At 37.5% G+C, this 12,429-nt stretch carries 7 protein-coding genes, 1 tRNA gene and 2 pseudogenes; 6 read left to right on the top strand and 4 right to left on the bottom strand.

Features of this window, described 5'->3' with window-relative positions; all coding sequences use genetic code 11:
• Window positions 1-22: 22 nt before the first annotated feature.
• Window positions 23-1,457: pseudogene (locus LA20531_RS09145) on the bottom strand (APC family permease).
• A gap of 463 nt (window positions 1,458-1,920) precedes the next feature.
• Here LA20531_RS09145 and LA20531_RS09150 point away from each other — a divergent pair.
• Window positions 1,921-3,133, top strand: a pseudogene (locus LA20531_RS09150) (IS110-like element ISLhe4 family transposase).
• Window positions 3,134-3,367: 234 nt separating this feature from the next.
• Here the strand turns inward: LA20531_RS09150 and LA20531_RS09155 are convergent.
• A tRNA-Arg gene (locus tag LA20531_RS09155) sits at window positions 3,368-3,439 on the bottom strand.
• A 239-nt stretch (window positions 3,440-3,678) separates the two neighbouring features.
• Between LA20531_RS09155 and LA20531_RS09160 the strand changes: the two genes are divergently transcribed.
• The 5 genes from LA20531_RS09160 to LA20531_RS09180 all read left to right on the top strand — a co-directional run bounded on the left by LA20531_RS09160 (window position 3,679) and on the right by LA20531_RS09180 (window position 9,109).
• The gene (locus LA20531_RS09160; protein WP_056940717.1) at window positions 3,679-4,710 is read left to right on the top strand and encodes a sugar-binding transcriptional regulator; all 1,032 of its coding nucleotides are present in this window, start codon (window positions 3,679-3,681) and stop codon (window positions 4,708-4,710) included.
• 53 nt (window positions 4,711-4,763) lie between these two features.
• A complete protein-coding gene (gap, locus tag LA20531_RS09165) occupies window positions 4,764-5,780 on the top strand; it encodes a type I glyceraldehyde-3-phosphate dehydrogenase (RefSeq protein ID WP_056940716.1) in 1,017 nt (338 codons plus the stop codon).
• Between the two features lie 112 nt (window positions 5,781-5,892).
• Window positions 5,893-7,104 carry a phosphoglycerate kinase gene (locus LA20531_RS09170; protein ID WP_056940715.1) on the top strand — a complete coding sequence of 404 codons (1,212 nt, stop codon included), beginning with the start codon at window positions 5,893-5,895 and terminating at the stop codon, window positions 7,102-7,104.
• 25 nt (window positions 7,105-7,129) lie between these two features.
• A complete protein-coding gene (gene tpiA / locus LA20531_RS09175; protein ID WP_013437505.1) occupies window positions 7,130-7,888 on the top strand; it encodes a triose-phosphate isomerase in 759 nt (252 codons plus the stop codon).
• 273 nt (window positions 7,889-8,161) lie between these two features.
• Window positions 8,162-9,109 (top strand): IS110 family transposase, encoded by a 948-nt coding sequence (locus LA20531_RS09180; RefSeq protein WP_236943750.1) that lies wholly within the window; start codon window positions 8,162-8,164, stop codon window positions 9,107-9,109.
• 447 nt (window positions 9,110-9,556) lie between these two features.
• On the opposite strand, the gene LA20531_RS09185 is transcribed toward LA20531_RS09180, so the two are convergent.
• Together LA20531_RS09185 and LA20531_RS09190 are read right to left on the bottom strand one after the other, a co-directional pair.
• A complete protein-coding gene (locus tag LA20531_RS09185; RefSeq protein ID WP_099202202.1) occupies window positions 9,557-10,939 on the bottom strand; it encodes an IS3 family transposase in 1,383 nt (460 codons plus the stop codon).
• Window positions 10,940-10,972: 33 nt separating this feature from the next.
• Window positions 10,973-12,256, bottom strand: coding sequence for an ISL3 family transposase (locus tag LA20531_RS09190; RefSeq protein WP_099202342.1), 1,284 nt, complete (start codon window positions 12,254-12,256; stop codon window positions 10,973-10,975).
• Window positions 12,257-12,429 lie beyond the last annotated feature (173 nt).

Here is a 12,429-nt window from a genome sequence, read left to right on the forward strand (position 1 = left end):
CGCTATTTTTTATGCTTTAGTATTAGTTGGCTTGAGCATCTTGATGTTTCTTAATTGTTGGAAGGATTAAACCTAATGCAATTAAAATGATTGGAGTCAAGATGTTTAAGAGTAATGTGAATGGATCTGGTGAGTAAATACCAAAGATACAACATGCAGCAGTAACTACGAAACACCAAATACCAGCAGTGTAAGCTAAACCTTGATGTTTAGTCATTTGATAAGTAGTTTCAAACTTTTCTTGGTGCTTTCTTAAAGCAATGTAAGCTGTGAATACCCAAAGGTAACGAAGTGGCATAGTAGTTGAGTTTAACTTAACCAATTGAGCCATAACAGCTTGTGCGTTAGGTACAAGGGCTTGAATTGCGATCAAACCACCTGACAAGATAACTACCATCCAGATACCGTTGATGTAGGCACCGTGTTTGTTAAGCTTGAGCAAACTCTTTGGAATAAATTCCTTAGCTTCTTTACTACCTAGAAGCATTCTAAGTGGAGCATCGATACTAATTACCAAAGTTGAGAATTGGCCGATTACGTTACACCATGAATAAATGTACATGAATAAGCCACCAACATGGTAATATTCACCAAGCTTTTGGAATGCCATGTAAGCACCGTTTGAAATGTATTCGTTAAGGTTAGCGTTAACTACCTTAGGATCAAACATCAATGCCATGGCAAAAGTACCTAAGATAGCTGAAACCATAACCATGATTGCAAGAGCCATCATTGCCTTAGGGAAGTTCTTTGATGGATCCTTAACCTTATTTACATAAGGAGAAATCTTTTCACAACCACCAACGGCAAATACCAAAATTGAAAGTGAAGTAAAGTACTTAACATTAAATGTTGGCATTAAGTTCTTCCAATTGAAGTTGATGCTGTAAAAACCAGCATGTGGGTTGATAGCTGGAGCTGCGAACATCATGATAATGAATAAGATTGACATGATGAACATTGAAGAACCGGCAACAGTAGCTAAGCCTTTTAAAACTGGAATACCACGACTGGCAACCCAGCAGAAGAACAAGAAGACAACTAAAGTTGCAAATTGAGTCCAAGCAGTAGGTAAACCATCGTACCAATGAGTATTACCAAAAATACCCCCAGGCCATGGCTCTCAAACCACCGGTACCCTTACTTGAAATATAAACAACGTGGCAGGCCCAGTAAGTCCAACCAGCGTAGTAGGCCCATTTGGCACCCATTGTGGCGTTAACCCAAGATGAAACCCCACCTTCAGCGTTTTTGAAAGTGGCACCAAGTTCACCAACCATCAGTGCATAAGGAACAAAGTAGAGAAGGAACATTACGATCCAACTGAAGATGACCTTTGTTCCATCAAAGTAGACGTAGCCGTTAACAACGTTACCAAATCCCCATACGGTAGAGAAGGCCATCATTGCCAAGGTCGTCCACATCATCTTTTTAGGATTGTTTTGTGATTCAACCATAAACTATATCTCCTGTATTACTAAAATATTTATGTGAACTTTTTAATTATATAACAATAACGTTTGCAAAATTTTAATGTTAATGCTACTCTCATAAGAATTTAACGCCTTATTTTTGGGTAGCTGGTCACTTATAAAGGTGCTTTTATGAATATTATTTTTTAATGTAAAAGATATTATATATTTACTTTATTTTTATGGGAGAAAAGAAAACATACTAATCTAGTGTTGGATTATGAATCGACGGATTCATGATCTGGCACTTTTTATTTTGTCTAAAATAGAAAGTGAAGATAAAGCAAATAAAGTCTTGGTTCTTTTGGACGTGTAACGTCGCAAAGAAAACGGACTGCTTTACCGCCTATTTATAAGTCTCTTCGAAGTCTGTGGGCACTTGATGCCGAGTTCAGAAAATGAGAATTCATAGGTTGATAAAACTGTTTGTCTTCACTTGGAGGTTAGAATGATGAAACAAAATATTATCTTTGGCATTGATGTTAGCAGTAAATCGTCTACAGTTTGTGTAGTAATTGATCGAATTAAGCAAGGTGAAACCTTTAAGATTACTAATGATTCCTTTGGCTATCAAGATCTATTGGATCGTTTAAATCAATACTTGATCACGCCTTTAGTAGTTTTTGAAGCTACGGGAGTTTATTCATTGAGTTTACAGGCTTTTTTAGAAGATTATCATATCAAGTATTTAAAGCTTAATCCCTTAAAGGCTAAGAAGCTGATGGACAATAATCTAAGGCATAATAAAACCGATAAAGTTGATGCTTATCGGTTAGCTTTAATTCAATTCAATGCGCCACAAAAATTGCGTGCTCCTCAACCTAAGGAATATCATGAACTGCAAAATGCGAGTCGTTATTACGAAGAGCTTACTCAAGCCCTGATAATCAATAAAAATCAGCTCCATCGTAATTTGCAGTCTACTTTTCCTCAGATAGAGAGTATCCTTTCAACTTCATCTGGCAGAGTTTATTGGACGATTGTCAGCTTATTCCCGCATGCCCAATATGTTTTAAATCACAATGAAAACCAGGTCTTTCAAAGTTTGTTGGCCATTTCAGGAATTGGCAGACAAAGAGCTCATTATTTAACAACTAGGCTCTATGCCTTAGCCAGACAAGCTTATCCATATGACAATGAAAGCAGTATTACTATTCGAGCAATTCAGCGTAATATTGCCAATTTGCTTTCTCTAAGTGCCGAAAGAGATAATGTGATCAATTATATGGAAAAGCTTGCTATGCAAGCAAATGCACGGTCTTTGAATATCTATGAGAGTATTCCTGGCATTGCCAAAACTACTGCTGTTAGGTTGGTAGCTGAATTAGGTGATTTAAGACGGTTTGATACTTCAGCCCAAATTGATGCCTTTGTTGGCATTGATCCAGGCCGCTATCAATCAGGTGAGAATAACCAAACATGGCAATCACTTAGCTAGAAAGATTCTTTATCGAACAATTACTCAAATGGAAACTGTCAAAGCTACTCAGCCTTGTCATATCACTGATTATTATGATAAGAAAAAACGATCTTCAAATAGCCGGGGCTATAAGAAAATCGCCATTGCATCAGTTCATAAACTGATACGTACAATGTTTGCTCTTATCAAACATGATCAATTATATGATTACAACGTAGCCACACATAACCAAAGACTTTAGTTGAAATCAAATGATCAACTTCAGTATAACAACCTATGAAAAAACTACAAGTACTCATAGGCTTATTTGTGTTACATATAATTATTAATAAATTTAGTTTTCTAACTTAATTAGCTTCATTCGTACCAATAATTCTAATAAAATAATCTATTAAATTATTGATATTACTTGACTTAAGGTAGAAAAAAAGAGCGATGAACTATCGAAATAATTCATCGCTCTTTTTTCTTAAGATGGGTCCCCTGGGAGTCGAACCCAGATTTTAAGAACCGGAATCTTACGTGCGATCCATTACACTAAGGACCCGTATAACTCTTTCAGTATAACAAAAAAAGATAGCAAAGAAAAATGATTTCACTTAACTTGTAATATTTTTAAATTCGCACATCTTTTTCTTGAATTACGAAAAATACATTGTTATACTAACAGTGTCGATTGGGAAATGTATGGATGTTGGATGTACGTTTCTCTTATATTTTTAAGTATTCTGGGACAGAAATCGACACAGGCATGGTCACAATTCGTCCCAGGGAAAGGAGGGAACGATGGATTCGGACTTTTCTTTGCTCGAAGCGCTCGTTCCCGACGTCTTAAAGATTCTTCGACAAAGGCATCTTGTCCTTGAGCAGATCGCGTTACATGCGCCAATTGGTCGCCGTAGCGTAGCTCAACATTTAGGCCTTTCGGAAAGAAACATTAGAACCGAAACGGAATATTTGAATCAGTTAGGCTTGATTGAAATCAAAAGTTTCGGAATGTTTTTAACCGAAAAGGGCGAGAAAACATTGAAAGATGCAGGACCATTGATTGACCGCCTCTTTAATGCCGGAGAGACAGAGGTAGCTCTTGCTAAGAAATTAGGAATTGATAGAACTCTGATTGTCCCTGGTAACGCTGATCTACAAGATCGTGTGTATGAAGAGATGGGTGAGAAGTTAAGTTCAGCTTTGAATTTACTCTTGCCTTTAGGACATTCAATAGTTACAATTCTAGGTGGAGCGGCTTTAGCAAAATCTGCGAAGTATTTATCTCAAGATTTAGCTAATAACCGTCAACTGGAGTTTGTTCCAGGTCGCGGAGCCTTGGGCGAGAATGTTGAAACGCAAAGTAATACAATCGTTCAAGAGATGGCTGCTAAGACTTCGGGTACTTATAAGACTTTATATTTGCCTGAGCAAGTTTCAGCAGATGCGTATAAATCGCTTATACGTGAATCCTCGATTGCAGATGTCCTGCAAGATATTTCACAAAGTGATGCTGTGATTCATGGTATTGGGTTAGCCCAAGAAATGGCACAGCGTAGAGGCTATGATTCAATTAAGCTCTCTAGACTTCGTGAAAAGAAGGCCGTCACCGAATGTTTCGGGTGTTTCTTCGATGAAAATGGCAAGGTTGTCGACCGTATCACCCAGGTTGGATTGCAGTTTGAGAACCTATACAAAATACCCCACATATTTGCCTTTGCTTGCGGTAGTCGCAAGGCTGAAGCAATCAAAGCTTATATGCCTAATGCACCACATCAAACCTGGTTAATTACTGATGAAGGTGCCTCAAATATGATTTTAAAGGGGAAATAAAAATCCCGTTTAAAATAAATGTTGTTTATAGTTCTTAAGGAGGACTTTAGGTTATGACAGTTAAAATTGGTATTAACGGTTTCGGCCGTATCGGTCGTTTAGCATTCCGTCGTATTATGGACCTTGGCGAAAAGACTAAGGACATCGAAGTTGTTGCTATTAACGACTTGACTACTCCAGCAATGCTTGCTTACTTGCTTAAGTACGACACTACTCATGGTACTTTCAACCACGAAGTTTCATCAACTGATGACTCAATCGTAGTTGACGGTAAGAAGTACCGTGTTTACGCTGAACCACAAGCACAAAACATTCCTTGGGTTAAGAATGACGGTGTTGACTTTGTTCTTGAATGTACTGGTTTCTACACTAGCAAGGCTAAGTCACAAGCTCACCTTGACGCAGGTGCTAAGCGTGTATTGATCTCAGCTCCAGCAGGTAACGACTTGAAGACTATCGTTTACTCAGTAAACGAAAACACTTTGACTGCTGACGACAAGATCGTTTCAGCTGCTTCATGTACTACTAACTCACTTGCACCAATGGCTAACGCTTTGGACAAGGAATTCGGTATCGAAGTTGCTACTATGACTACCATCCACGCATACACTGGTACTCAAATGACTTTGGATGGTCCTGCACGTAGTGGTAAGGAACAAGACGCTCGTGCTGCTGCTGAAAACATTATTCCTCATACTACTGGTTCAGCAAAGGCTATCGGCTTGGTATTGCCTAACTTGAACGGTAAGATGAACGGTCACGCACAACGTGTTCCAGTTCCAGACGGTTCAGAAACTGAATTGGTATCAATCTTGAAGAAGAAGGTTACTGCTGACGAAGTTAACGAAGCTATGAAGAAGTACGAAAGCCCATCATTTGCATACAATGGTGACCACATCGTTTCAAGCGACGTTATCAACATGACTGCTGGTTCAATCTTTGACCCAACTCAAACTATGGTAACTACTGCAGGTGACAAGCAATTAGTTAAGACTGTTGCTTGGTACGACAACGAATACTCATTCACTTGCCAAATGGTTCGTACTTTATTACACTTTGCTACTCTTTAATCATTAATTAAATTTAACTGATTATAGGTTAAGTGGTAATTGAGAAGGCGGAGGGAGATTCTTCCTTCCGCCTTTTTTGAAGGAAAAATATCAAAATAATCGGAGGATTATAATGGCTAAATTAATCGTTGACGATCTTGATGTTAATGGCAAGAAAGTCTTAATGCGTGTAGACTTTAATGTTCCTATTAAAGATGGTGTTATTGGTGATGACAACCGTATCGTTGCTGCACTTCCAACTATTAAGTACATCATCGAACACGGTGGTAAAGCAATTCTTTTGAGTCACTTGGGCCGTGTAAAGTCAGATGCTGACAAGAAAGAATTATCATTAAAGCCAGTTGCTGAACGTTTAAGTGAACTTCTTAAGAAGCCTGTAACTTTTGTACCATCAAACGAAGGTAAAGAAGTTGAAGACGCAATCAACGCTATGAAAGATGGCGATGTTGTTGTTCTTGAAAACACTAGATTCCAAGATATTGACAATGACTTTGGTAAGCGTGAATCAGGTAACGATCCTAAGCTTGGCGAATACTGGGCAAGCCTTGGCGACATGTTTGTAAACGACGCCTTTGGTACTGCACACAGAAGCCACGCTTCAAACGTTGGTATTGCTACTGCTATGAAGAAAGACGGCAAGCCAGTTGCTGCTGGTTTCTTGATGGAAAAGGAAATCAAATTCTTAGGTAACGCTGTTGAAAACCCAGTTCACCCATTCGTAACTATCCTTGGTGGTGCTAAGGTTTCAGACAAGATCGCTGTTATTAAGAACTTGATTCCTAAGTCAGACCACATTTTAATCGGTGGTGGTATGGCCTACACCTTCTTAGCAGCTCAAGGCCACAAGATTGGTAAGTCATTGTTTGAAAAGGACAGAGTTGAACTTGCTAAGGAACTTTTGAAAGAAGCTGACGGCAAGATCGTTCTTCCAGTTGACAACGTAGCTGCAACTGAATTCTCAAACGATGCTTCGCGTGAAGTTGTTGGTGACGATATTCCTGACAACATGATGGGTCTTGACATCGGTCCTAAGACTGTTGAAAAGTTCGCTGAAATTCTTAAGGACGCTAAGACTGTTGTTTGGAACGGTCCTATGGGTGCTTTCGAAATGCCTAACTTCGCTAAGGGTACTTACGCAATTGCTGATGCCTTAGCTAACTTAACTGATGCTACTACTATTATCGGTGGTGGTGACTCAACTTCTGCTGTTAAGAAGTCTGGAGTTGCTGACAAGATTACCCACATCTCAACCGGTGGTGGTGCTTCACTTCAATACCTTGAAGGTAACGAATTACCAGGTATTGCATGTATTTCAGACAAGTAATTTAAGTTAAGGAGATAATAGACTAATGAGTCGTACACCAATTATTGCTGGTAACTGGAAATTACACATGAACCCAGAACAAACTACTGAGTTCGTTGACGCAGTTAAGGACAAGTTACCAGATCCAAGTAAGGTAGAATCACTTATTTGTGCACCTGCAGTTGACCTTGATGCTTTGAGAAAAGCTGCTAAGGGTTCAAACTTGCACATCGGTGCAGAAAACTGCTACTTTGAAGACGAAGGTGCTTACACTGGTGAAACTTCACCTAAGGTCCTCAAAGAAATGGGTATGGACTACGTAATTATTGGTCACTCAGAACGTCGTGGCTACTTCCACGAAACTGATGAAGACATTAACAAGAAGGCTAAGGCAATCTTTGCTAATGGCTTGAAGCCAATTATTTGCTGTGGTGAATCACTTGAAACTCGTGAAGCTAACAAGCAAGAAGACTGGGTAGTTGCTCAAATTAAGGCTGCTTTAGATGGTCTTACTGCTGAACAAGTATCTTCACTTGTAATTGCTTATGAACCAATTTGGGCTATTGGTACTGGCAAGACTGCTTCATCAGACCAAGCTGAAGAAATGTGCAAGACTATTCGTGAAACTGTAAAGGACTTGTACAACGAAGAAACTGCAGAAAACGTTCGTATTCAATACGGTGGTTCTGTAAAGCCAGCTAACGTTAAGGAATTAATGTCAAAGCCTGACATTGATGGTGGCTTAGTTGGTGGTGCTTCACTTAAGCCTGAATCATACTTAGAATTGGTAAACTACCAAGACTAATTTTGATCATAAAGAAAAGGCTCTTTGTCAAACACCCTAAAGTATAAAGGTAGATAGAAACATGACGATGTTTTTATCTACCTTTTTTCTTATACTTAGATTGAGGTTGAGGTCGACAACAGAATGGAATATTAAATTCGACTGTCAAACGGGCCCATAAATGTTTATTTTCAATCAAACTAGATTAAGGGCGTGGATCTCAGAGATCGTATAATCAAGAAATGGAGCTGAAAATAAATATTTGCCTCAATTGATTTAAAACGGGGTGATTAGGTGAATATTATTGGTATTGATGTTAGTCAAGGTGAAAGTCATGCCACTTTGATAACAAAAGAAGCGGAAGAAATAGCTTTTAAATTTAAGCATAATAAGAGCGGTTTCCAAATATTAAATTCTTATATTAAACCCGGTACAATAATAATATTTGAAACTACAGGTGTTTATTCGGCTCAGCTTACTACTTATTTAAAAAATAAAAAGGTCAAATTTTATGAGCTAAATCCCCTAGAAGCAAAATTAAGAATGGCTTCTTTGAGAAGAAATAAAACTGACAAGAATGATTCATTTAAATTAGCTTTATTGGGTAAAACTCAATTAGCGGAAATAAAGAATCACTGTAATAAACAATCTAATTCGTTGTATGAATCTTTACGGATTTTATCTTTGAGATATAAGCAGTTAATTAAATGTAGAACCAGAATACTTAATTTCCTTCGTTCTAGCTTAGAGCTTACTTTCCCAGAACTAAATCAGATTTTTAAAAATGCTTATGCAGTTTTAGCTCTTCAAGTATTTAGAATGTATTGTCATCCTGACTTTTTGGTAGGATTAACTCTTAAAGAAATGACCACTAGAGTTTACCAATCTGTTAGCAGGCGAATACATAAAGATGTAATTCAAAGTTATTGTGCTCAAGTTTGGTTAGCAGCTAAAGATTCTTATCCTGCTGTTCCAGCAAATTCTTTAGAAATTGAAATTATTTCAGAATATTGCGATGAGATAGAAAGCTACAATAAAGAAATAGCCTATATTCAAAACAAGTTAATCAAGACGGCTGTTGGCTTGGATGATTTCAAAGTTATTTCCAGTATTCCCGGAGCCGGTCAATTAAATAGCGCTCTATTATTAGGCTTTACTGGTGATATTGCTCGCTTTGATAATTATAAACAACTCAATGCTTTCCTAGGTTTGGATTTAAACAGATATCAGTCTGGTAAATAACATTAAAGGCGATACAATTAATCGTAGAGGTAGTAGTCAAGGCAGAGCTGTTGAAACAGACATGATTCGAAGTATGTTAAGAAATCAAGGCAAAATTCAAAATCATTTAATTGATTACTATTACAAATTAAAAAAGCCGCCTTTCAATAAGCATGACAAGGTAGCTTTAATAGCATGCGCCAATCATTTGAATCGCACTATTATAAATTTGGTCCACACACATCAACTTTATAATTATTCTAAGGCGATTAATTAATAGATGTTTAGCACACAATAAGTGAAAAAACTGCCAAAAGACTAGTCTTTTGGGGCTATGTTTAGTATACTCTTTTTTCTCTGTAGTAATGCTTGATATTCTATAAGAAATGGTGTTGATAGAAGTCAATTAAAAAATAAATAATAGAGAAAGGCATTAGGCTGTGAACTGAGACCTAAAAATTAGACAGTTTAAAATACAGGATTAATAGAGGCTTGATTCCGATATTCTTTCGGAGTTAAGCCTTTTAATCTGCTCTTTATCCTTTCTTCGTTATAGTATTCGATATATTCTTCGATTGCTTGAGCTAATTCTTGAAGACTATGGTACTTGTATTCTTGATCATAGAACATCTCTGTTTTGAGCAAGCCAAAGAAGTTTTCCATTAGCCCATCATCCATGGAATTACCTTTTCTAGACATGCTTTGAGTAATACCATGAAGCTTTAAAGCACGCTGATATCTTGGACTTTGGTATTGACAGCCCTGATCAGTATGAAAGATGCAATTATTAAGAGCCGTTTCCTTGGCAAAAGCCCTATCAAGCATTGTCATTACTAACTCCATGTCTGGATGTTTGGAAATAGTGTAAGAGACTATATCGCCTCCACAACCATCCAAAATAGGTGATAGATAAAGCTTTTCACCATTGAGGTGAAATTCAGTAATGTCAGTGTACCATTTCATGTTGGGCATTGGTGCAAAGAAATCACGACGAATTAAATTAGGGGCTATCTTGCCAATAGTTCCCTTGTAGCTTGAATACTTACGCTTGTTGCGTCTGATACCCTTAAGACCCAATTTATGCATCCAGTAACGGACTGTTTTCTCAGTAATATTCCAGCCTTCTTTTATTAACTGGAGTGCCACTCGACGATAGCCATAGCGTCCTTTGTGACGATTAAATATTTCCTTGATCCTTGCAATAAGTTTGGAACGCTTGGGCTTCTTAGGCTTTCGTTTAATTATTTTATAGTAAGAACTTCTGGCAATCGTAGGCAGCTCTGGATGCTCTGAAATTGCATCTAAGACATAGTTCAAGCTAACCTTAAATTCATGCCTTAGATCAGTAATTGCCTTAGCTATTTCTTTCGATCTTTGTCTTGATCCAAGGCCTTCAGTTTTTTTACGTATTCGTTCACAATACGCAATCGCAAGTTTTCTTCTTTCAGCTTTTGGATCTCTTTCTCCAATTCCTTGCGTGATTTTTGAGTCTCTTTGATCACGGGCAGGGCGTCCTTTCTGTTTGATAATGACATTATACCCGTTTTCCTTATATTCTCTAAGCCAAATACTAAGTGTGCCAATACTCTTAAGCCCCAGTTCTAGTGATACTTGTACATATGACTTGGTACTGAAAACAGCTTGCTCAATTGCTTGTTCTTTAAATTCCTTAGAATAAACCTGATAAGGCCTATCTAAAACATTGATTCCATACATATCAATTAATCTAAGCATGTAATCCAAATTAGCTACATTCGTTTTATATGTTTTAGACAACTGACTTATTGAAATCTTTTCATCTTTCCATTTACGATAAATTTCTATTTTCTGTTCTTTATTAAATTTAGACATAGTAAAGACCTAAAAGTGTCTCACTTTTAGGTCTCACTTCACTGCTAAATAGTAGTCTGATGCTTTTTCCTTAATAATGGCATCCTTTTCTTCTAGATCGATTCTGGTTACTAGATGATTGAAGTTAGCGTAACCGTAGGCAGTACGTTCAATCTGTTTAATCTTACGGTTGGTTCCTTCAAGGCAACCGTTTGATTCATCGAACTTAGCAGCGTTGAGAATATCATGTAGATTACGTTTGAAAGTATTTAAAGTGGTGTGCATCATATTGCCAACATGATCTTTGCTTTGAATTAGGCTTCGTAACTTCTTTGTATCTCTATCTTTTAAAGCTTTACTGATATCTTGCATAAGGTTATAAGTATTTTCAAGCTCATTGTTTAAAGAAAGCCCATCAGCCACGATTTGTTCTTGAGTTAGGGTATCTTTTAATCTGGATTGATAGCACGGCTTAACTTTTTCCAGGTCATCAAAAGGCTTAAGATAAAGCTTCCAGTAATATTTAAGCAGGTTGTATTCCCATGAACCTTTTTTGTGCTTCTTCATTTCTTGAATGCGACAGGAATTAAAGGAACGGTTAAGCATCTGAACGATATGGAAACGGTCGAGGATTACTTGAGCATTAGGAAAAAGCTCCTTAGCCATAATGTCATAATAGTAATTAAGATCCATAGTTACAGTCTTAACCTTGTTTCTTACGGTTATTGGGAAACGTTTAAAGTAATTGATAATATCTTTTTTTAATCTGGTAGGCAGTACCTTAACTATTTTGTGCGTGTGACCATCAATGGCAATAAAGTGCAGCTGCCTGCCAACGCCTCTGAATTCATCAAAAGCCAGGTATTCCGGCAGCCAGTCAGTATCTTCAAAGGAAGACGGACTATATTTCTCTAGTACGCGTTGCACGGTATTGGTTGAAGTTGAAGTTTGTCTGGCAATGCTCTTCATGGACCAGTCTTCGGTTAAAGAGCCAATAATTTTACGCTTGGTGGCATTAGAAATACAGCAGTATTTATCTACTAGTTCTGTTTGAGCCATCGAATTTGTCTGACAATCACGGCAGATAATTCTTTCTTTAGCTATTCTGATAAAGACGGGCAGACTAGCATCTAAAGCAGGATAACGCACATTAGAATACAAATGACCGTTATGTACGATGTTAGCGGAGCCACAGTTTAAGCAATGGTCTAAATGTACAATAGCGTGGTAGAACTTGGCTTTACGATTGCGGTATTTGCCAGTTGAGATATCAAAAAATTCTAACAAAGGGTCTTTAATATTCAGAGAAAATTTAATACAATCATTATAAGAGGACATAAGCAATTCACCTTAATTTCTAAAGAGTGGTATCAAAGGACATTATGCAGTGAGGCTTGTGCCTCTTTTTTAATGCAAAAAATCCTATTGATAGAATATCATAGAAATCTATCAACAGGATTTATCATAGAACCAAAGAAAATAGCTTCTGCCAGTGCAGAAGCTATTTTCTT

The organism is Lactobacillus amylovorus DSM 20531 (assembly GCF_002706375.1).
In the GTDB taxonomy this organism is placed as follows: Bacteria; Bacillota; Bacilli; order Lactobacillales; family Lactobacillaceae; genus Lactobacillus; species Lactobacillus amylovorus.